At 36.6% G+C, this 22,190-nt stretch carries 21 protein-coding genes; 11 read left to right on the top strand and 10 right to left on the bottom strand.

From position 1 onward, the window contains the following. The first annotated feature begins 60 nt into the window (after positions 1–60). On the top strand, positions 61–234 hold the full coding sequence (locus VB691_RS06835) for a hypothetical protein (protein ID WP_323290728.1): 174 nt from the start codon (positions 61–63) through the stop codon (positions 232–234). After that, a complete protein-coding gene (locus VB691_RS06830) occupies positions 231–2,303 on the top strand; it encodes an AAA family ATPase (RefSeq protein ID WP_323290727.1) in 2,073 nt (690 codons plus the stop codon). The genes VB691_RS06835 and VB691_RS06830 overlap by 4 nt, the downstream gene beginning before the upstream one ends. 25 nt (positions 2,304–2,328) lie before the next feature. On the opposite strand, the gene VB691_RS06825 is transcribed toward VB691_RS06830, so the two are convergent. Further along, a complete protein-coding gene (locus VB691_RS06825) occupies positions 2,329–2,604 on the bottom strand; it encodes a hypothetical protein (protein WP_323290726.1) in 276 nt (91 codons plus the stop codon). A 225-nt stretch (positions 2,605–2,829) separates the two neighbouring features. Here VB691_RS06825 and VB691_RS06820 point away from each other — a divergent pair, with 225 nt between their 5' ends. Then, positions 2,830–4,842, top strand: a complete 2,013-nt coding sequence (locus VB691_RS06820; RefSeq protein WP_323290725.1) for a DNA phosphorothioation-associated putative methyltransferase — start codon at positions 2,830–2,832, stop codon at positions 4,840–4,842. A gap of 7 nt (positions 4,843–4,849) precedes the next feature. Here the strand turns inward: VB691_RS06820 and VB691_RS06815 are convergent, their stop codons facing one another. From VB691_RS06815 to VB691_RS06805, 3 genes are all read right to left on the bottom strand, one after another. Continuing rightward, the gene (locus VB691_RS06815; RefSeq protein ID WP_323290724.1) at positions 4,850–5,557 is read right to left on the bottom strand and encodes a SprT family zinc-dependent metalloprotease; all 708 of its coding nucleotides are present in this window, start codon (positions 5,555–5,557) and stop codon (positions 4,850–4,852) included. A 26-nt stretch (positions 5,558–5,583) separates the two neighbouring features. Further along, positions 5,584–8,676, bottom strand: a complete 3,093-nt coding sequence (locus VB691_RS06810) for an HsdR family type I site-specific deoxyribonuclease (protein ID WP_323290723.1) — start codon at positions 8,674–8,676, stop codon at positions 5,584–5,586. 218 nt (positions 8,677–8,894) lie between these two features. After that, positions 8,895–10,127 (bottom strand): restriction endonuclease subunit S, encoded by a 1,233-nt coding sequence (locus tag VB691_RS06805; RefSeq protein ID WP_323290722.1) that lies wholly within the window; start codon positions 10,125–10,127, stop codon positions 8,895–8,897. 139 nt (positions 10,128–10,266) lie between these two features. On the opposite strand from VB691_RS06805, the gene VB691_RS06800 reads away from it, so the two are divergent. Together VB691_RS06800 and VB691_RS06795 are read left to right on the top strand one after the other, a co-directional pair. Next, on the top strand, positions 10,267–10,467 hold the full coding sequence (locus VB691_RS06800; protein WP_323290721.1) for a hypothetical protein: 201 nt from the start codon (positions 10,267–10,269) through the stop codon (positions 10,465–10,467). 122 nt (positions 10,468–10,589) lie between these two features. Beyond that, the gene (locus VB691_RS06795) at positions 10,590–10,994 is read left to right on the top strand and encodes a hypothetical protein (RefSeq protein WP_323290720.1); all 405 of its coding nucleotides are present in this window, start codon (positions 10,590–10,592) and stop codon (positions 10,992–10,994) included. 24 nt (positions 10,995–11,018) lie between these two features. On the opposite strand, the gene VB691_RS06790 is transcribed toward VB691_RS06795, so the two are convergent. Beyond that, a complete protein-coding gene (locus tag VB691_RS06790) occupies positions 11,019–13,418 on the bottom strand; it encodes a type I restriction-modification system subunit M (protein WP_323290719.1) in 2,400 nt (799 codons plus the stop codon). 220 nt (positions 13,419–13,638) lie between these two features. Between VB691_RS06790 and VB691_RS06785 the strand changes: the two genes are divergently transcribed. Both VB691_RS06785 and VB691_RS06780 read left to right on the top strand, forming a co-directional pair. Further along, the gene (locus VB691_RS06785; protein WP_323290718.1) at positions 13,639–14,361 is read left to right on the top strand and encodes a pyridoxine 5'-phosphate synthase; all 723 of its coding nucleotides are present in this window, start codon (positions 13,639–13,641) and stop codon (positions 14,359–14,361) included. A gap of 521 nt (positions 14,362–14,882) precedes the next feature. Beyond that, complete coding sequence (locus VB691_RS06780; RefSeq protein ID WP_323290717.1) at positions 14,883–15,212, top strand: MgPME-cyclase complex family protein; 330 nt, start codon at positions 14,883–14,885, stop codon at positions 15,210–15,212. Positions 15,213–15,433: 221 nt separating this feature from the next. Here VB691_RS06780 and VB691_RS06775 read toward each other — a convergent pair whose 3' ends face one another. The 4 genes from VB691_RS06775 to panD form a co-directional block, all read right to left on the bottom strand. After that, complete coding sequence (locus tag VB691_RS06775) at positions 15,434–16,516, bottom strand: helix-turn-helix domain-containing protein (RefSeq protein ID WP_323290716.1); 1,083 nt, start codon at positions 16,514–16,516, stop codon at positions 15,434–15,436. A 66-nt stretch (positions 16,517–16,582) separates the two neighbouring features. Then, positions 16,583–17,467 (bottom strand): hypothetical protein, encoded by an 885-nt coding sequence (locus tag VB691_RS06770; RefSeq protein WP_323290715.1) that lies wholly within the window; start codon positions 17,465–17,467, stop codon positions 16,583–16,585. 41 nt (positions 17,468–17,508) lie between these two features. After that, positions 17,509–18,201 carry an HAD family phosphatase gene (locus tag VB691_RS06765; protein ID WP_323290714.1) on the bottom strand — a complete coding sequence of 231 codons (693 nt, stop codon included), beginning with the start codon at positions 18,199–18,201 and terminating at the stop codon, positions 17,509–17,511. 65 nt (positions 18,202–18,266) lie between these two features. After that, entirely contained in the window at positions 18,267–18,710 is a 444-nt protein-coding gene (gene panD / locus VB691_RS06760; RefSeq protein WP_323290713.1) for an aspartate 1-decarboxylase, read from the bottom strand. A gap of 198 nt (positions 18,711–18,908) precedes the next feature. On the opposite strand from panD, the gene VB691_RS06755 reads away from it, so the two are divergent. Both VB691_RS06755 and VB691_RS06750 read left to right on the top strand, forming a co-directional pair. Next, the gene (locus VB691_RS06755) at positions 18,909–19,151 is read left to right on the top strand and encodes a hypothetical protein (RefSeq protein ID WP_323290712.1); all 243 of its coding nucleotides are present in this window, start codon (positions 18,909–18,911) and stop codon (positions 19,149–19,151) included. Positions 19,152–19,609: 458 nt separating this feature from the next. Further along, positions 19,610–19,918, top strand: a complete 309-nt coding sequence (locus VB691_RS06750) for a hypothetical protein (protein WP_323290711.1) — start codon at positions 19,610–19,612, stop codon at positions 19,916–19,918. 75 nt (positions 19,919–19,993) lie between these two features. On the opposite strand, the gene VB691_RS06745 is transcribed toward VB691_RS06750, so the two are convergent. Beyond that, positions 19,994–20,617: a fasciclin domain-containing protein gene (locus VB691_RS06745; RefSeq protein WP_323290710.1), complete on the bottom strand. Its 624-nt coding sequence runs from the start codon at positions 20,615–20,617 to the stop codon at positions 19,994–19,996. Positions 20,618–20,767: 150 nt separating this feature from the next. Here VB691_RS06745 and lipA point away from each other — a divergent pair, with 150 nt between their 5' ends. Beyond that, positions 20,768–21,667 carry a lipoyl synthase gene (gene lipA / locus VB691_RS06740; protein WP_323290709.1) on the top strand — a complete coding sequence of 300 codons (900 nt, stop codon included), beginning with the start codon at positions 20,768–20,770 and terminating at the stop codon, positions 21,665–21,667. A 36-nt stretch (positions 21,668–21,703) separates the two neighbouring features. Continuing rightward, positions 21,704–22,183, top strand: coding sequence for a ribonuclease HI (gene rnhA, locus VB691_RS06735; protein ID WP_323290708.1), 480 nt, complete (start codon positions 21,704–21,706; stop codon positions 22,181–22,183). The last annotated feature ends 7 nt before the right edge of the window (positions 22,184–22,190 follow it).

Here is a 22,190-nt window from a genome sequence, read left to right as displayed (position 1 = left end):
CGGTGCGATTTTTATCTATAATTCGAGAATCTTTCCCTAAAATATTCCCTATATCTACTGATGAATGAAGAAGCAAATTTGAGTAAAGTGCAAGAACCCATTAATACGGCCCCTCCTGAAATAAGAGAAATTATTGAACGGGTTTTACAGTTAGAAAAAGAGAAATTATATCAGCGATCGCCTCGTAATATTAATGATGATATCGTCAAAATTGTTAAAGAAGTAATTCAATGAAACTTTTGTCCCTTAAATTATGTAATTTTCGTCAATTTTACGGCAAAACCCCAGAAATATTTTTGGCTTCTGGAACCCACAATACAACAATTATTCATGGCAATAATGGGGCAGGAAAAACCACGTTATTAAATGCCTTTACTTGGGTTTTATATGAAAAATTTACCGCAGCTTTTGCTTCCCCTAACCTGTTAATTAATAAACGGGCGATCATGGAAGCTGAAACAGGTGCATCAGTTGAATGTTGGGCAGAAATTTATTTTGAACATGATCATCAACGCTATCAAGTTAAACGTAAATGTTATGCTTGTTTAGATAAAAATGGCGTAATTCAATACAGTAATAGTCAGTTTTTTATGTTAGTTTCTGGTGAGGATGGTCGCTGGTATCCTCCCCTACAGCAACCGGAAGATATTATTAACCGAATTTTGCCAGAAAGTTTACATCGATATTTCTTTTTTGATGGGGAACATATTGATTATATTTTTCGTGGCAATGATAAAAATAGAATTGCTGAAGATACAAAAGAATTATTAGGTATTAAAGTTTTAGATCGTTCAATTGATCATCTTAAGAAAGTCGAGAAAATCTTTCAAGATGAACTAAAAATTATTGGGGATATCAATATCAAAAAAATCCTCAAAGAACAAACAAAATTAGAACAAGAAAAAGAACAACTCATTGAAAAAGAAGCAACTATTATCAAGGAAATTGATGAGCAAGAGTCTCAGCAAAAAGCAGTCTCAACTCGTTTATTAGAGTTAAGTGGGGCTGAACAATTAAAACAACTGAAAGAAAAATTAGAAAGACAAGAAAAATTGTTAAGAAGTGATTTATTAGACTCAAAAAAACAGCTTAAACAGTTCATTTCTAATCAAGGTTATACTATCTTTTTAACTAATATTATCTCAAAATTTAAAGTTATAATTGCTGATTTACGTCAACGGGGAGAATTACCAAGTGGCATTAAACAGCAATTTATACAACAATTATTAACCAGACAAAGCTGTATTTGTGGTCAAGAATTATTAGAAGGAAGCAGTCATTATGAACTGGTTAAACAATGGATGAATAAAGCAGGAATTGCTGCAGTAGAAGAATCAGCTATTCGCTTGGAATCTCAAGTTTATGATCTAGAACAAAAAGTCATTGATTTTTGGACGAATGTTGATGATAAACAGACTAAACTAGAACAGTGTCGCTTAGAATTATCTAGGGTAGAAATTGAATTAGATGAGATTAGCCAAAAGTTCCGTAATTATCCTAATCAAGATGTTAGAGAATTTCAAGAAACTTTAGATAAAATCAATCAAATAATTAGACAATTACGCTTAGAGCAAGGAGGCATTCAACATCAATTAAAAACCTTAGAAAAAACTCTAGAAACTATAGAAAAAGATATCAGTAAACAGAAAGTTAAAGAAGATAAGCAAAGTTTGGTAAAACGGCGCGTTGAAGGGATAAAAGATGCAAGGGAACGAATTATTGAAGTTAGAAGTCGTTTAGAAAAACAGTTTCGTCTCTCTCTAGAAAGACGAGTACAAGAGATTTTTAGTTCGATTTCTTTTACCCCTTATCTTCCTCGTTTAAGTCAAAATTATGAATTAAATTTAATCGAAAATACATCAGGAATAGCAGTTCCTGTGGCAGCATCAACAGGAGAAAATCAAATCTTAAGTCTCTCATTTATTGGGGGAATTATTGATCGGGTTAGAGAGTGGAGTCATCGCAATACTTTAATGGGACCAGATAGTAGTACATTTCCTATTGTTATGGATTCACCTTTTGGTAGTTTAGATGAAATTTATCGCCGACAAGTTGCAAAATCAATTCCTCAATTAGCAAATCAATTAATTATTTTAGTAACGAAAACTCAATGGCGCGGTGAAGTACAAGAAGAAACTTATAATTATATTGGAAAAGAATATATTTTAGTCTATTATTCCCCTAAAGTTGACTGTGAAGAAGATACTATTTCTATTAATGGGGTTAATTATGCTTTAGTAAAACAAAGTCCTAACGAATTTGAATATACAGAAATCATTGAAATTTTTCGGGATAATTCATGAATTATCCCGACATTAAATGATGTTTTTAATTCAAACTTTTCCGAATATGATCCTCAATTTTTTTCTTCCTCTTGTCATCAGTAAGAGAAAATTTTCCAAAGTCCCCACTACTACTGTTAACATGAGTCATGATCCGTTGCTTACGATCATTCCCCAGGGGAGTTGGGGTGGGTTGGGGTATGGGAGTCGGGGAAGGAGTCCCAGAGGGTTCGCTAGTTTGTTTCGGTGCAACATATTGCATTCCGTCTGTACTTTGTTTTAAATGTTCGAGAATACGCTTTTTACGATCATCAACGGCCATAATTCTTTTGTGTGTGAAGTTTTGTAACTAAATTTGATTGTAGAGGATTTTGGCTGGTGTGACCACTACTGATGATCTTTGCGTACAATAATAAGAGAACAGCGATCGCCAAAATTAACAGATCAATAAGAAAGACAAAAGGTTTCAGAAATGGAGTCTATTCTAGAAAAATATCGTCAACAGTTTGGCAAACTTTCTGAATAAATCAACTGATATTAACTTATTATGTTTCTCACCACTGACCATTTTAACGAAATCATTAATTGTTGCCAAAATAGTCCTATTGGCAAACAATTACCTAATGCTTTATATGTTCATAGAAGTGCGATTAATTATCTTGAAATGATTTTACAAGAATATGAACAAAAAGCAAGAATTACTGATAATATAGAACAAGCAACAATTGTTAAATTTAATACGGATAAACCGAAAATTTCTTATTTGTTTTATCCCAACTTTGATCTTGATCCTCATCCCGAATTAACCTTAAGTATTGTAGTTAATTTAGAGACACAACAAGCAAGTTATTGGGACTATACAGAAACAAATAATCCTCCCATACTCCATCGCAAAGAAACCTTTGTTACTGCTGACTATCCTCACCATGAAATCTTTGAACATCTTACCTATATTGAAGAAAAATTAGGATTATTAAAATTAACCCGTTCCATTGGTACTAAACTAGAATGGGAACAAAGATTAAACCGTTATCGGCTGATTTTTGAAGGTCATTATTTAGCTTGTCTACGTCCTTTAAATTCCAGTGAAATCTTACCCGTAGAAATTGAAAGACATAAAGCAGCAATAGTTAGAAAAAGCTTATCTCGTCCCGTTCGTTTAGCTTTAGAATCATCATTATTTGTCCCAGAAACTAGCTTTTTTGACTATGGATGTGGTCATGGAGGAGATATTGAACGCATCGCAACAGCAGGATATGAAAGTACAGGATGGGACCCTTATTATCGTCCAGATGCACCCAAAAATTCGGCTAATATTGTTAATTTAGGTTATATTATTAATGTCATTGAAGACTTAAAAGAAAGACGAGAAGCATTGATTAAAGCATGGGAATTAACCCAACGTATTTTAATTGTTGCAGCACAAGTATTAATTGATGATCGAGATCGGGGAGTTGTTGCTTATGGAGATGGGATAATTACCAGTCGTAATACTTTTCAAAAATATTACGAACAAGAAGAATTAAAAGCTTATATTGATCAAGTTTTAAATGTTGATGCTATCCCCGCAGGTTTAGGCATTTATTTTGTATTTAAAGATGAAGCAGAAGCACAAACTTTTAGGGTTTCTCGTTTTCATTCTCGCGCTGCAACCCCTAGAATTATTGTCGAAACTAAACGCTTTGAGGACTATGAATTGATTTTACAGCCATTAATGGACTTTCATACAGAAAGGGGTAGACTTCCCATTAATGGAGAATTAGAGTTAGAAAATGAGGTACAATTAAAAGAACAGTTTAGAACCTTTAAGCAAGCCTTTAAGGTTATTTTACAAGTAACTAATGAAGAAGACTGGGATATGATTACGCAAAAGCGTCGCCAAGATTTATTATTGTATTTAGCTTTGAGTACCTTTAGTCATCGTCCAAAAATGCGAGAATTATCTCCTAAAGTTAAACAGGATATTAAGTCGTTATTTGGCAGTTATAATAGTGCTTGCCTCTTAGCTGATGCTATGTTGTATCAGGTAGGCAATTTAGAAATTATTGCTGGATTATGTCAAAATAGTCCTGTGGGAAGAAAACTTAAAAATTCCCTACTTATTCATATTACTGCTTTGGAAAGTTTAGAAACTTTATTACGTTTATATGAGGGATGTGCAAGTCGAACCGTAGGAAGATTAGAAGAAGCAAATCTTATTCAATTTTCTTGGCGTATTCCTAAGATTACTTATCTATTTTATCCTGATTTTGACACTAATCCTCATCCAACTTTACACACCAAAATGCAAATTGAATTAGGGAATTTACGGGTCAATTATTCAGATTATTCTCAAGATGAAAATCCGCCTATCTTGCATTATAAAGATAGTTTAGTTACTTCTGATTATCCTTTGTATGAAACCTTTGCTAAACTAACACAACAAGAGCAAGATTTAGGGTTATTAGAAGATTATTACAAAATTAATCGGTTACAAGGATGGTTACAATGTTTAGCAGCAAATAGAATAATAATAAATCAGTATGATTTACAACAGCAAAAAGATGATTTAATTGACTAGAAATAATTCATTTTATGGGTTCTAAGGGCGTTTGGTTTAATTCTTCTTTATAAATTGACCAATGGGGAAGAAATTGATCCATTAATTTTCTAAATTTTTCGTTATGATGTCGCTCAAAAAAATGGGTCATTTCGTGAACAATGACGTATTCTAGGCAATGACTTGGGGTTTTAATTAATTCTAAGTTTAGCCAAATTCTTTGGGCTTGAATATTACAGGTTCCCCATCTAGTTTTCATCTTTTTAACTCCCCATTCTTTAACCTCAATTTGCATAATTTTTTCCCACTTCCTTATTATAGCAGGAATTTCTGATTTTAGTTGTTGTCGATACCAATTAATTAAGGTTTGTTCTCGTTGATTTTGTTCGCTTCCTTCTTTTACATAAAGGTCAAGATAAGTATTATTTCTGATTTCTACTTTTGGGGTTTTAATATAATAAATTACGTTTAACAAGTAAGGTTTTCCCTGATAATAATGGGTTTCTCCTGTTACAAATTTTTTCTTGTTTTGACGGGGTTGATTTTTTAATTTGGCTTGATTTTTTTTGATCCAATGAAGTTTAGAAATTGCAAAAAGACGGATGGTTTCATCATTAAGGTGCAATGGTGCTGAAATTCTTACCTCTCCATCAGGCGGATGAACGGTTAAATGAAGGTTTTTGATCTTTTTTCTGGTAACATTGATAATTAGGTCATTTAGGGTTATTTGGTGCATGGGTTTAGGGAATTAATGATTAACTGTTAATATTCTGTTTGATTTTTAATGATTTCAAAAATAAGGTTAATATTGTCTTCGCTTTCTAGATGTTGTTTGATGGCTTTTTTGACTTGACGTTCTTTGATTGTATTGCCTCGCCAACTGTCTTTTTTTGTGGTTATAATGGTGTAATGAATGGCTAGGGCAAGGGCTTCGTTTTGTTCTAAATTGTCATATAAGGCTTGTTTGGCAGGGGTGTCAATGGTATTAGGATAACGGTTTGAGTGACTGGGTTGGTTAACTTGTTTAGAAAGTTCAATAATCTGTTTTAAATAAGCTTCATAGTCTTGGATAATACCTTGTCTTTCTATGATTATTTGTTCTAAAAGTTGGGACATTTGATCGTAATATTTGGGGTTTGTTGGGTAGGCAGTTGTGATGACTTTTCTTAGGTTATTTTCAATGGTGGCCGCCGTTGCTTGGGGACTGCAACGAATAGTCGGGGGCAAGAAATCAATGGCATCTGCCCCCCGTTGTACAATTAATTGAATTAGGGTTAAATCATCAAAAGTGGTGATTTTTTCGCTTTCTTCTGCCCCTATATAGCTGTCTATGAGGTGACGCATGGCGGGTTCATAGGTTTTCAGGTCAATATAGTCCCCACTGGCGAGTTTTATGGTTTCTCGTATTTGTTCATATTGTTTGACTTCTGCTTTAATATCGTCTATTTCTTGACTGGTATAGCCCAGGCTTAGCATATCATTGGCTAGGTTAGCATAGGCCCGAACTAAGGAGGCGGTATGTTGATAGAGGGCGTGACGTTTTTGCTCGGTTTCTTGCAATAATTCATAATTTTGGCTATTATCTCCACAAAAATAGTCTATATAGTCGTCTATCTCTTTGGGATGGGCTACAGGTTCAGAGATGGCGTGAATCCTCTCGAATGCTTCTTCTAGCTGTTTTTGTCCTTTTTGAAGGCGATCGCCCATTAACCCGTCGATGTCTTCAGGTTCATAGTCTTCAAAGGCTTCTATTGTATAATCTTTGATGGATTTTTCTAGGCTTTTAAAGAGGTCTTTATAGTCAATAATATAGCCATATTCTTTGTCTTCTTCATCTAATCTATTGACTCTACAAATGGCTTGAAAAAGTCCATGATCTCTCATACTTTTATCAATATAAAGATAGGTTGCTGAGGGAGCATCAAACCCTGTTAAGAGTTTATCTACTACTATTAATAGTTGCATTTGGGCGGGTTCATGAATAAATCTATTTTTAACTTCTTCTTCAAATTTTTCGGGGTCTTTGCCGCCTAACATTTGCCTATAAATTTCGTATTTTCTGAGTTTTTCGGTAAGTTGTTCTTCTCCTGTGGTTTCTCCTTTAATGTCTTTGGGTGATGGTTTATAAGAGGTGATGATGGCACATTTTTTAAAGCCTTTTTGTTGGAATATTTCATAGTATTTACAAGCTTGATAAATGTCGCCAGAGACTAAGATAGCGTTACCATTTCCACTTTTTAGACGGTCTTTGTTGTTAAAATCAAGAATAATATCAAGAGCAATTTTCTCTAGTCTTGACTGAGAACTTAGCAGGGTTTGTAGGGTTGCCCACCGTTGTTTTAGTTGATTTTTGGCTGTTTCGGTTAATTGGCTAGTTTTGGCTTCAAACCATTCATCAATTTTAGTGGAAGATGTTATATATTGTTCTACTTTTCGGGCTTCATATCTGAGGTCAAGAATAACTTTATCTTCGACTGCTTCGTTAAATTTATAGGTATGTATATAAGTTCCAAATATATCAATGCTTTTCTTTTTATCTTTTTTTAATAATGGGGTTCCCGTAAAGCCAATAAATAGGGCATTAGGGAGGATTTTTTTCATGGCTTCATGGAGTTTACCGGACTGGGTTCGATGACATTCATCTACGAATACATAAAACTCTCCTTTAGCATAAAAATCAGGAGGTAAACTATTATTTAATTCTTGGATATAATCATCATAGTCTTGCTCATAGTCTGTTTCTTTTTTTACTTTTTTATTGCCAAATTTATGAATGAGTGAACAAATTAAATTAGGATGAGTTTGATTGAGTTTCTTTATTAATTCTCTCCCGTTCTTAGTGCGACAAATTTCTTCATCAACACCTATAAAATTGCCTTCAATTTGTTTATCTAGTTCGTCTCTATCGGTAATAATTAAAATTCTGGAGTTAGGGTTATATTCTTTTATCCACTTACTTAACCAAACCATTGTTAAGCTTTTTCCACTGCCTTGTGTATGCCAAATAATGCCCCCATCTCTATTTTTGATGCGTTTTTGTGCTGCTTTTATGCCAAAATATTGATGATGACGACAAACTTTTTTAATGCCTGTATCAAAAACAATAAAGTTGTAAATTAGTTCAAGAAATCTCTCTTTTTCACAGAGTTGGATGAGATGAGTATCTAATCTATTTCTAACCCCTTGACAAAGGTTAATAATTGTGTTGTTAATTAGTTCTATTTCCTCGGTTTCTTCTTTCCAAGTGAGGTAATATTTTTCTGAGGTTTTGATAGTTCCGTAGCGTATTCCTTGACTATTATTTCCTGCCATTACTAACTGCATTGTGGTAAAAAATGGCTTAATAAAGTGAGATTCTTGGTTATCGAGGTTTTGACGAATACCTTGGGAAACGGAGACGGTACCGCGTTTAAGTTCAATGACTCCTAATGCGATACCATTAATATAAATAACAATATCGGGGCGTTTATTATTCTCTCCTTTGATAGTGACTTCTTCGGCGATCGCAAAATGATTATTTTCGGGGTTTTCCCAGTCTATTAAGCAAACAGTTTGGGTATTTGTCCCTGCTTCTGGTTTAATTTTAATGCCATAACGCAGCAGACTATAAACATTTTTATTGACATAATATAAGTCAAGACTTTGATCTTTTGCGGTTTTATTTAGTTCGTTAATAGCTTTATCAATTAGGTTATTATCATAGCCTTGTTGTTGCAGAAAAGGACGGAGATAGTCGGGTTCTATATTGCTGTTATTTTGTCTATCTTTCCAGTTACCAAGATAATCATAGTCTAATTTATTTTGGAATAGGTTAATAACACGGTTTTGGGTAACTCGTTCTGTTTCTCCGACCATTTTTACTATCTCCTCTAAAATATTGTCATCTGTAGGGGTTTAACACTGTTAAACCCTTGACTGTTTAACCCTTGACTGTTTAACCCTTGACTGTTAAACCTTGACTGTTAAACCCTGAAATTGACGGGCATAATAGTATTATGCCCCTACAATCAATATGTTAGCATCAATAGGATATTATTTGATTATTCACCCCCAAAAACCCAACACCCCAAACCCTAAACCAGTCTAGTCTTTCCTGTTAATAATTCCTGCATCATTCCCTGTTTAATCTGTTTATATTTGTCTCTCTGTTTCTCTATTTTCTCAATCTCTTTATCCATATCACTTAATATATTAGCTATGGCTTTTTGTTCTTCGGTTGTTGGTGGTAATGAAATTTCAAGTTTTTTTAGTGCATCCTGATTAATGTTTGTATTTGCGCTCACTGTACTATTGTCAATTAATTTTTTTCTAAAACTTTCTTCATAAAAACAATATTCTTTATAATCTAAGTTCAATAGATTAAAGTCTCTAAATCTAATTAAAAATCCACTATAAACAGAGTTATATAAATCTTCTATTACAAGAGAAGTTAAGCCAACTCCTTCCGGTTTTACTGATGAACGGATAAATAGAATATCTCCCTTTTTCAAATCATAATCTTTCCTTTCTACTTGAGTGGAATTTATCAACCCAAGTGATATTTTATTAGATAATCTTGTTTGTCCAAAAACATCTAAGAGATTTACAAATGGATACCCAAAACCGAAATCTTCTTTTCCCTTATTAATCCCATTTTTAAATTTACCAACATCCCCCAACTTCTTAACCTCCCACTCCCCAGTAAACCCAGGAAGGCGTTTTTTCCCAGTTAGAAGTAGCTGCATTGTCCCCTGTTTAATATTACGCTTCTTGGTTAGGAGTTTCTCTAAAGCTGCTATTCCCTTATCTACATCACTTAATACTTCTGCTATTTTCTGCTGTTCAGGAAGTGGTGGGAATGTAATCTGAATTTTTTTTAACGATTTACTGTCAATATTTGGAAATGTAGATCCAGATGATAATGTAAGAATGCGGTTAACTGCATCATAAATTTGAAACTCAAGAAATGTATTGTTTAAAGTTTCTTTTGCTCTTATTGCTGTAATTCCACGGCCAATACAATAGCGATCATTAGAAATATTAATTCTCCCAGTAGAACTTCCTCTAATACATAGCAGTATGTCTCCTTTTTCACAAACTTTTGTCGGAGATGTAGTCCACTGAATTTTGATAGGATATCTTTTTGTAAATTCAGTAGGCCCATTTAATAAAGGAATACCTTTATATTTATGATTATATGAACTGCCTAAAGGAGATTGTCCCATTACTATATTAGCAATTTCTCCCAACTTTTTAACATCCCAATCATCAGGAATAACCCCAATATCTGTTAACTTATAACCTTTTTTAACCCGTTGTTCTTCCATAATAATTAAATAATTGTGTTATAATCTAAAAAAGATGGGGCAATTAATCATGATCATTAATTGTATAATTAATAATACTACCATGTCTAATAATAACACAAAACAAGAAAATTTTAACCCAGTGAATTAACTAAAAACAATGTTAATGGATCAAATTATCGAAGAACTCAAAGCCATTCCCCAAGACAAACTAACCGAAATTTATGACCTTATTCACTATTTTCGTATTGGTTTAGGAAAAGATGCCGAAAAACCCCGAACTCCTGGACTACTTAAAGGAAAACTTAGTGATAGTTTCTTTGATGCTTTACCCGAAGATGAGCTAAAACAATGGGAATAAAATACCTTATTGATTGTTAACTTATAACCTTTTTTAACCCGTTGTTCTTCCATAATAATCAAATAATCGTGTTATAATCAAATCAGTAAAATGCTAAAATTGAAAGAGAGAAGCCATTAATTATGAGATTACAAGTAACCGAACAAGGTCTATTAATTCCCAAAGAAATACTAGGAGAAACGGAAGAAGTAGAAGTTACCCAAGAACAGGAGAAAATCATTATTACTACCATCAAAAAACATAAATCTATTTGGGAATTAGGAACAAATCCCGTAGAATGTGATGTTAAGGATGGGGCAATGAATCATTATCATTCTTGTATAATTAATAATACTACCATGTCTAATAGTAACACAAAACAAGAAGAATTTAACCAAGTACGTCAGGATATGCAAGAAGCTTTTAAACAAGCAGGAATAGAAACCCGTGAGCAGATTTTAGAGTTAATTCATGAGGTAAAATTAGAATTACTTAAAGAACGTAATCAATATTGTAGGGGTCAACGCTTCGACTCTGCTCAGCGTTGACCCCTACGTTTACATCCCATTCTATCAACCATTAATCATCAATTGTAAATGTTTCTCAACCTTATTTGTCAACAAATTAACATCATTTTCTAAGTCATATAATGTTTCCCCATATCTATCAGCTAACTCTATAATACGCTGCGCTAACCGTTGAGAAATACGTTCCATTTCCGAATTAATAGACTCCCATAAACTCGGAAACCATTTATCATCAATAACTAAACTTTTAACCTCATTTGCTGTTAATAACTTATACTGTTTCAAGACCAAATCATTTAACAATTTTTCCCCATCCTTAACCTGTTTATTTAACCCCGACTGTTCATCAATTAACCGTAAATAAACCCTTAACAGCTTCACTTCCTCCTCAAATTCACTATTACCCTTAATCTCCTTTATTCTAGTAGTAATATTCGCCTTAGTAATATTCCCAGAGTCATTAGTCACCTCCTCTAATAACCCCTCCTCACCTCCATATTCCTCCTGTATTTCCTCCATTTCTCTCCCTATTTCATCCCGCTTACTTTCCAACTCCTCAATCTTAGCCCTTTCCTCAACAAAATACCGATTAATAATCAACTCCTTGGGAATTAATTCACAAGTATAATCCGTAGCAGTCCCCTTTTTATTCAAAATAGGAGTTAAGTTTGCAACCCAACCATCCTGAACCAAAATATAGACATCATCCCGCATAGTTTCCAACCAATAAGACATCAAATGCTGATAAACATCATATTTATCAATCAAACTCCTCCCCGCAAACGCTTCTAAAATAGACTCCGATAACTCATCAATAATCTTCTTAGGATTATCCCCTTTTTCCAGTCCACTCAATAACAGTAAATGCTCATTTTTCCAACTATTAAAAATCCCCTCAATCTCCACAGAATAGTGAATAAACTCACCATGATTAAAAATAGTCGGTTTTATCTCATCATTTCCTACCCTTAACCCCAGATAACCCTCCCCAATGACCTCAAATAATTCCCCTTTTAAACCAGGATAAACCTGCCAATATTTCCCCAATGCTTCAATATCATCCTTTGGTATTCCCCCCAACAAATGGGCCCTTATATCCTGTATATCTTCCGACTCCTGAGAATCAATATAACGAGGTATATTAAGATTATAGTCATTATCTTTTATCTCATCAACCGATACAAACCGCGAATATTTAGGAACCTCTAACCCCTTATTAAAGACATCAACAATTTTATGAATATCCTGCTCTCGCAAACGGTTTTTATTGCCATCCTTGACAAACCCCCGACTCCCATCAATCATAAAAATGCCTTGACGTTCCCCAATATTGAACTTGTCTAAAACAATAATACAGGCAGGGATACCCGTCCCATAAAATAGGTTAGCAGGTAAACCAATAATGCCCTTAATAAACCCCTGTTCAATCAAATTTTTTCTAATTTCTGCCTCTGCATTTCCTCGAAACAAAACCCCATGAGGTAAAATTATCGCTCCTTTTCCGTCATTTTTTAAACTACCAATCAAATGTAACAAAAAAGCATAATCCCCATTCTTCGCCGGAGGAATACCAAAACCATCAAAACGTTTAAATTCATCATCAAAAGGATTAAAACCGTTACTCCAAGCTTTAGCAGAAAATGGCGGATTAGCTACAGCAAAATCAAACCGTTTTAACCCTTTATTCTCCTCCTTAAATAATGGATCAGCTAAAGTATTTCCCTGTAAAATAATGCCATCAGCATGACCATGCAGAATCATATTCATCTGGGCTAAGGCACGGGTAGCGTTATCCATTTCCTGACCATAAATACTTAACCCCTTCGGTGCTTGATCCGCCGCTTTTAATAATAAGGAACCACTGCCACAAGTCGGGTCATAAATAGTTTGATCTTGACGCTTTGCTGTATTAATTCCTACCACCTTCGCCATAATACGGGACACCTCCGCAGGGGTATAAAATTGCCCCTTACTTTTACCTGATTGAGTAGCAAAATTTCGCATTAAATATTCATAAGCATCCCCTAATAAATCATCCCCATCGCTGCGATTTTTCTTAAAATTAAGAGCAGGATTTTCAAAAATAGCAATCAAATTAGTCAATCTTGCTACCATTTCCTTACCCTTTCCTAGCTTATCCTCATCATTAAAATCTGCTACATCAATAACCCCTCTGAGGTCATTTGCTTCCGCTAAATTAGCAATAATATTATTAATTCCTTCCCCAATATTAGGATTACCTTTGAGAGAAATCATAGCCTGAAAACTTCCAGCATCAGGTACTTCAATCGGTGAAAAATCATCCCCTAAATATTTATCAGAGACATATTTAACAAACAATAAAACTAACACATAATCCTTATATTGAGAGGCATCCATTCCCCCCCGTAACTCATCACAACCTTTCCATAAAGAACTATATAACTCACTCTTTTTAATTGCCATATTTGTTAAAATAAACCTACTGAGAAGAATCGCGTCTTAATTATACATCACTAATCTCTAACTTATCAACAACTAGGTTAAATCAACAAAGATCTTCTAGACTAATGTATAATAAAAAAGTAATTGTATTAAGGAACAGACAACAGTTTTTTATTCTTTTAACTTATTAATAAGAGAAATGATACAATAATTATTATTCTCTAAAAAAGGAGATTGTAACTTGCTCACTCTTGGTGTTAATATCGATCACGTTGCCACCATTCGCCAAGCCAGACGTACCGTCGAACCCGATCCGATCGCAGCGGCCGTTTTAGCGGAATTAGGGGGAGCAAACGGCATAACTGCCCATTTACGGGAAGATCGCCGCCATATTCAAGATAGAGACGTGCGCTTACTCAGAGAAACCGTCCGCACCCATCTTAACCTGGAAATGGCTGCCACCGAGGAAATGGTAGCGATCGCCCTCAACCTCAAACCCGACTATGTTACCCTCGTACCAGAGAAACGGGAAGAAGTAACCACAGAGGGAGGCTTAGACATAGCAGGAAGCCTCGATAAACTTAAAAATGTGGTGGATCGTCTCCAAAGCTCTAACATCCCTGTAAGCCTCTTTATTGATGCAGATGAAGCCCAAATCAAAGCCTCTGCTGCCACCCAAGCCCAATTTATTGAACTCCACACAGGGCAATATGCAGAAGCACATAATGAGTCAGATCGTCAAAAAGAGTTACAAATCTTAAAATTAGGTTGTGAACAAGCCTTAAATTTGGGCTTAAGAGTAAATGCGGGTCATGGGTTAACCTATATTAATGTTTATCCTGTGGCTTGTTTACCAGGCATGGAAGAACTCAATATCGGTCATACTATAGTCAGTCGCGCTGTTTTAGTAGGAATGGAAAGGGCAGTTAGGGAGATGAAACTCGCTATGAGAGGGCAATTATGAAGTGTTAACATCTTCGCTCCGCGAGAAATCCCCGTACAAGGAACGCAGTGCGAGGGATGAAAGCCAGGTAACACTTGTTGACAAATTCTAAAATTTTTGCTAAGATCAAATTCAAGAAAAAGCGGAGTTCAAGAGACGTAGCCGAGGTGGGCGAACTCTCCGTTGTATAAAGGCTAGACACCTCCAATTCTTGCAGAATTGCCCCAAATCCCTCTAGTCCAGTTAGTAAGAGGCTATGGATGGGAGACAAAACCAACTCAATATTTACTCCTTGGGACACAGGGAGTCTGCCTCGGTAATAGAAAGCTATTACACCAGTTAGTGCCACTTTTGCGTAGCACAACCTGCGGAGGCTGAGTAAGACCAAAACAGGACTTGTCTTGTGGAGGCTTCGGCCAGTGAAAGAGGAAGCCCCAAACGAAGCGTAGCGAAGTTTGTGGGTATGTCACTGATCCTTGACCTATGAAGGGCCGCAAAGTTTGATAATAGATCCTGGGTAATTAGCAAATAATCAATAAGTAATGACCACCTACTATTACGTTTTAGCCAGTCAACGCTTTCTCTTGGAAGAAGAACCCCTAGAAGAAGTGCTTCGAGAAAGAATCAGAGACTACGAAGAAAAAAACAAAGAAATTGACTTTTGGTTAGTCAAACAACCTGCTTTTATTGAAGCAGCAGAACTCGCAGAAGTTAAAGCGAAATGTCCTCAACCAAGTGTGGCCATTATTTCCACCAATTCCCAGTTTATTATCTGGTTAAAATTGCGGTTAGAATATGTTGCCCAAGGAGAATTTGAGGCCCCTTCTGCTACCATTCCTGAGCCTTTAGCCTCTTTAGAAGCCGTTTCCTAGTTGATAAGTAGCTATAGCAACCGCCAAGGAGGATAGGACATTTTTTAACCCTCAAACCCAATAGCAGTGAGGTTTTAACCTCCTGCCTGGTTATCGAGCGGAGTCGAGATATGCCTCCTGCCTGGTTATCGAGCGGAGTCGAGATATGCCTCTTGCCTTCTGCTATAACTCGCCTACACCCTAAAGGGCGAGGCTAATTAGACAAAGCCTGCTTAGGCAGGCTAATTTTGTCCATCAGGAGTAATTTTCTTCTCCTTAACTTCACCCAATGCTCCTAATAATTCGGCTGGTTTATTATTAACCGATAACTTCACGGCCCCCGCATTTCCCGCCCGAATAATGAGATTTTCTTGAGCCTTCCAAGTTTGTTGAGAGCCTTTTTCCAAAATGCCCTCATATTCCGTTTTACCATCAACTTCCACCTTCACCCAAGAATCATCTTCCAATTGAACCGCCGCACTCACGGGGCCAGTTGGGGCAACAGAATGACTCACAGTAGGCTCTGGCGTTGGAGTTACAGCCGTTTCTGGAGGCTTTTCAGGAGCAACAGGAGCGTTACTGACAACTGTTGGTTGAGGGGTTTCAGGCTTTTCTGTTGTAGGTTTAACCTCTGTTGGGGTTTCTGTTGGGGTTGTTAATAAAGGAGAGGGTTTTTCTGAAGAAATAAACTTTTCAGGTTTTGAGGCCTCGCTAGATTGGGGTTTTTCCTGGGGCTGAGTTGGGGAAGGTTTAACGGTTTCCGGTTGATTATTTTTCGCTCTGGTTTCAGCAGCCGGGGGACGAGGGAATAAATAAAAGAGTCCCCCAACAGCAACCCCTAAAAGGAGAAGATAGACCCAAATTAGTTTGACTTGTTTCGGTAAAGTAACCTGAGCTTTTTCCTCCGTTTCCTGGGAAAGATCAGGTAAGATTCTTGGTTGAGAAGCCACTGCAACAGCCGATTTTTTACGTTTATGAGTAGCTTTGGGGGGAGGTTCTTGGCCAAGACTTTCTTCAATGCTCGGTGGAGCAACTAAATTAGGGGAAATCTCTGGTTTCTCCTCAGTTTGGGCCGTAATTTGGTGAGATAGGGCCCGCCCATCTAATTGCACCGCGTCTCCATAACGACGGATAAACCCTTGTACATAGATTAATTCCGGTAATTGCTCAATATTACCCCCTTCTAACGCCTTTAACATCTGTAACCGAATAAATGTCGTAGAGGCTAATTGTTCCAGAGTCAAGGAGTTTTTCAGACGTTGTTGGCGTAAATAATTACCAATTTCTTTAATTTGTTCCGTTTGGGTAGCACTATATTTACTCATCGGTTTCTTATTATTAGAGTGTATTTTAAAAAAGGAGACGATAGGAAGGGGTCAGTAGATTCCCAATTATTGTACGTTAACATTGGTAACAGTACCTTGTTGAAGATCAACAGTGCATTCGTAATTAACTTGACTCTGTTGAAACCCAGAGCTTAAAATCGCCGAACCTCTTACCCCTTCTTGGTTATCAGAGATGTAAAAAGTATCAGCAGATTCTCGAAATTCGATACGGCGACCCGTTCCTAAATTTATGCCGATAATACCACCAATATTAATTTCATTGCTAGAGATGCGCTGACGAATATTATCTTGACACAAACGAATGATTTCTTGCCTATTCGCATTAGGGCGATCGCTGTTGCTACCATCTGGACTATAGCTAATTTTGGTGACTTTTCCCTGTCGAATATTAACGGTACAATCAAAGCGATAATTTTGATTAGGTTGTCTTGAGAGTTGAAGGAGGGCAATACCCCGCACCCCTTCTTCTGTATTAGAGATAGCATAGGTTTCCGGGTTTTGATTAAACTCCACTAACCCATCTCTGTCTCGTTTGACCAGATTTCGCAATTCATCTTGACAGAGACGAATGCTAGATGTCCCCATATTTTCCTCAAAAGTGTAACTCGATTGACTGATTAAGCCATCAGTGACGTTAATGGTACAGTTATAGCTTAAGGGTCGTTCATTGTTGCGACCTTGTACCCTGGCCCGGCCTCTAATTGATTGTTGTCCACCAGAAAGAGGCGATCGCTCTACAGAGTCAAAAGTCATATTTAACCTGTCTCGGCCTTGGTTGTTGGCTAATTTAACTTTAATTGATGTTTGACAAAGGCTGACAATTAAATTATCGACACTTTCTTGGCCTAGGGTTGGTCTGGGCCAAATAATTAAACTGGTAAATAGGGTAGTTATCAGACCAATACTACCCAACTTTTTAGAACTAAACATAGTTTGAATCTCCGATTGCTTATCTACTAGGGATTCTATCGTTAGGTTAAAACTTTTTCAACTCGCTCTAATTCTAAATCTGAAAAATAATCAATCGCCCAATCAGAAATCCGCTGCATAAAATGATAAGGATAAGTATTGGCAATTCCCACCACTTGCATTCCTGCTTTTTTTGCTGCTGTAATGCCCGCGGGAGTATCTTCAATTACTAAACAATTTTCTGGTTGTAATTGCAAAGTAGGATCAAGTTGGTTGAGACGGTCAACAGCTAATAAATAACCATCAGGTTCCGGTTTACTGTTGGGAATTTCATCACCCCCCACAATCACATCAAAATAACTAATTAGATCAGCTTTGTTTAAAATAAATTCAACTTCAGAAACCACCGAACCTGTAACTAAACCAATTTTCAGATTCCGTTGTTTTAGCAACAGCAAAAATTCCTGTAATTCGGGATAAATAGGGAGTGAGCGCAGGTTTTCAATTTCTTGACGATAGTATTTAGTTTTGGTTTCAATTAATTGCTCTAAATATTCATCAGAAACTACCCGTCCCCGACGAGATAAAATGTCTTTCAGACAAGCGCGATCGCTTCGTCCTAAACACAATTCTTGATACTCTAAGACATCAGGACGTAAGTTTTCTCCTAATAAAAGTTCATTAATGAGATCTTGATGAATTGATTCATCATTAATAATTACACCATTAAAGTCAAAGAGAACAGCCTTTAACATCTCATGTTCCTTGCTCAAAACATCAATTATTCTAACATCTTGCTTGTGACAACCTATGGGCTGTGTTACGCTTTAGGTTTTTCAGGGATGGATATGTTGTGAAATGTAACTTTTTTGCCATCCTCACAGGGAACTAAAGTTTGAAGTAAAAATTCTTGTGTTTGGTTAAGTTCATCGGCCACTAACACCTTTGCTTGATGACCATGCTCCAAGACGTAAGCGCGATCGCATTCTTCGTAAGCATAGATAATCAAAAGATCCCCTGGTTGACATAATAAAGCAGCCCCGCCATTAGGACAAATTTCTCCTTTTCCCGTTTCTCCTGGAATTACATAAGTCGAAAAACGATGACCATTATTCAGGTTGATAATATCAACTTCCTCCAGGGGTAAAATACCGACCATATCCAGTAAAATAGGATCAACGGTAATACTCCCCACATAATTAACATTTGCCTCGGTCACGCGCACCCGATGCAACTTAGCGTGCATTAACCTGATGGTTCCCATAGTTTTTAGTTTGCGCTCATCTCCCTTCTATCCTATCGCTCTTACAGTCACAATTATGGCAGAACCTTTTTGTCAGGGTTTCCATAAATTTCGGTGAGGGATGTGACACTTTATGTTGTCGCACCCCGTCGGGTTTATTAGGGACTGGACAGGCTATTAATAGAGTAGTTCTGTTAGCCAGTCTATCAGACCTGTGTGATGAGTGTATTTAAGTGGTGTGAGATGTTTGAGAAATTTTTTGGAGCTTGTACAATTACCTTTGGACTTTATCTGTGCTTACGATTAAGCAATGTTATTCCTGGGTCTTCTCCCATTTTAATGTTCAAATTATCCCAACTTGAGCATTTTTCTTGGCCGACACTTCAAGAGTCGGTTAAGTCTGGTGAGCTTTCTAAATTGAGATCTCGGACAGCCCTAAGTCCGAAAGTTATCGCTTATTGACGGTTTCCGTCCCTCACTGCGTCTGCTCAGGGACTAAGCTGTTAACATCATCTAAACTTTTATCAGGGTTTTAAATGTACAACAGCTTAGCAATAGGCGCAGGTTTTACCTGATCAAATAAGGGATTAAGAATTCTCAAAAAATCCTAACTTACTCCCTACCAGTCCCTTAACAATAAAATAATTTTGCCTTCCTAAACCAATACCTATCCAGGAGTTTCCGGTTATTTGAGATTTAACCACATAAATTTCCTATAATGTCTAAGCACCAAACCGAAGCATGGCTATTGAGACGTTCAGGAAAATTACGGAAACCATAATCCTCATGACTGAAATTTCCCTAAAATCCCTCAAGTAAATGTTTGAGATGTTTTCTAAATTAAAGTCAACACTCTTCTTATTTCGTCTCAAGTTTACTTGCCTTATTGATCGATTTTCTTTTTTTTAGAGAACTAACTTATGATCACTTCTCAACCCCTAGAGGCTTTCTTTACCCAGATCCAGCTACAAGCGATTATTCATCAAATACAGGAAAGCGTTGCCCTTGATTATGCTTGGTTAAACTTTCAGCGTAATAAGGGAGAGATTTCTCGACAAGACTATTACGAAATTCTTTGGGAAATCACTGCTGATGTGGCCCCCACAGAAGATTTATGGGAACATTACCTCGCCTTTGCTGAACGGGTGACTTCTCTGACCAATGAATATTATGTCAAATATTGGTTTGAATTGGAGAATCTTCTCGATGTCTTCGATTTACAAGATTAATTAGAAAAGGCCTTAACCTCAAAAAATCAACGTAGGGTGGGCATTGCCCACCCTACAGGTTTTGTCAATTAAAGTTTATTTTTCAGGGGGTAAAATGACTTTATCAATGACATGAATTACGCCATTGCTGGTGATAATATCAGCTTTAACCACTGTCGCATCATTGACTTTAACCGAGTCAGTTAAGTCAATCTTAACCATACTTCCTTCTACAGTTGTCACGTCACCCTTTTCTAGATCTTTTGACATGACCATGCCAGGTACAACATGATAGGTCAAAATTGCGGTTAATTTTGCCTTATTTTCAGGTTTGAGTAAGTCCTTAAGGGTTTCTTCTCCGAGGGCAGCAAAAGCTTCATCTGTGGGGGCAAATACAGTAAATGGCCCTTCTCCTGATAAGGTTTCCACTAAACCAGCAGCTTTAATGGCTGCTACCAATGTCTCAAAGTTTTCAGCCGCGATCGCTGTTTCCACAAGATTCATATAGGCTTTAGTGTCTTCTTTGATCATGGGAGACTCTTTTTCAGTCTCGTCTTCCATGACTTCAGGTTTTTCATTTTTAGTCATGGCCGGAGATTCACTGGGTTTGACTTGATCAGCCATGACGGGAGACAGGGAACCAACAATGGCTATTGTCAGCCCTAAGAAAGCAGAAAGAGATTTAAGTCCGAAATTAAGCAAAAAAGATGATTTTAACATAGTTTTCCCTTCGTGAATAATTTTCTACAAGATAACATATGAAAGTTAAAATCTCGACAAAGGTGAAGAAACCTTGATAAATTAACAACAGCCTTACTTAAACTATAATCAGAGCTTAGGCTTAATAATTAAATAGCTTTGAAAAAAAACATGATAAAAAAGAGCGTAACGAATGACCGTTCTCAACTCACAGCCATTCCTACTTGGTTGAAGCGTCCCATTGGGAAAGCCAGTGAACTTTCTACGGTTCAAAAAATTATTAAACAACGGAATATTCATACTATTTGTGAAGAAGGCCGTTGTCCCAACCGAGGAGAATGTTACAGCAATAAAACCGCTACTTTTTTATTAATGGGCCCCATTTGTACCCGTTCTTGTGCTTTTTGTCAAGTGGATAAAGGTCATGCACCGATGGCATTAGACCCTGATGAACCCCAAAAAGTCGCCGAGTCGGTTAAGTTATTAGGGTTGCGCTATGTGGTATTAACAGCAGTGGCTAGGGATGATTTAGCAGACGGTGGGGCCCAATGGTTTGTTAAGGTGATGGAAGCCATTCGACAGCTAAATTCTGATACAGAAATTGAAGTTTTGACCTCGGATTTTTGGGGAGGAAAAGACGGAAAAATTAGTCAAAAAGAACGGGTTGAAACTGTAGTTAAGGCTCAACCTGCTTGTTATAATCATAATGTTGAAACGGTGCAACGTTTACAAGGGCCGGTAAGACGTGGGGCTAAATATGAGCGATCCCTTGATGTTTTACAATGGGTCAAAGAATACGAGCCGAAAATGCCCACAAAATCGGGTTTAATGTTAGGTCATGGAGAAACAGAGTCGGAAATTATTGAAACCTTAAAAGATTTGAGAAGGGTTGACTGCGATCGCCTTACTTTGGGACAATATATGCGTCCTTCCTTAGAGCATCTTCCTGTGCATAAATATTGGACTCCTGATGAGTTTGAACGCCTAGGAGAAATCGCGCGATCGCTGGGATTTTCTCATGTTCGTTCCGGCCCTTTAGTTCGTAGTTCTTATCATGCAGGAGAAAAATAATAAGGAATCAAGTCGTATTTTTATTGATAATTGATCATGACTAATTCTCTCAAAAAAGTTCTGATTTATACTGATGGTGCTTGTTCTGGAAACCCAGGAAAAGGTGGTTATGGGACACTTTTAATTTATAATGAACACCGCAAAGAATTATCAGGCGGCTTTCGTTTAACGACCAATAACCGCATGGAAATGATGGCAGCAATTATCGGATTAGAAGCTTTGACGATGAATTGTGTTGTTAATTTATACACTGATTCTCGTTATTTAGTGGATGCTATGACGAAAGGATGGGCCAAAAAATGGCAAGCAAATGGATGGAAACGCAATGACAAGGAGTCAGCAAAAAATCCTGATTTGTGGCAAAAATTATTGACTTTATGTAATCAACATGAAGTGGAATTTGTTTGGGTTAAAGGCCATTCTGGCCACCCAGAAAATGAATATTGCGATCGCTTGGCTGTACAAGCATCACAACAACCAGATTTACCTATTGATGAAGTCTATGAACAACAATAAAGAATAA

The organism is Crocosphaera sp. XPORK-15E, assembly GCF_034931425.1.
In the GTDB taxonomy this organism is placed as follows: domain Bacteria; phylum Cyanobacteriota; class Cyanobacteriia; order Cyanobacteriales; family Microcystaceae; genus UHCC-0190.
This window is presented reverse-complemented; position numbering and strand designations above follow the sequence as displayed.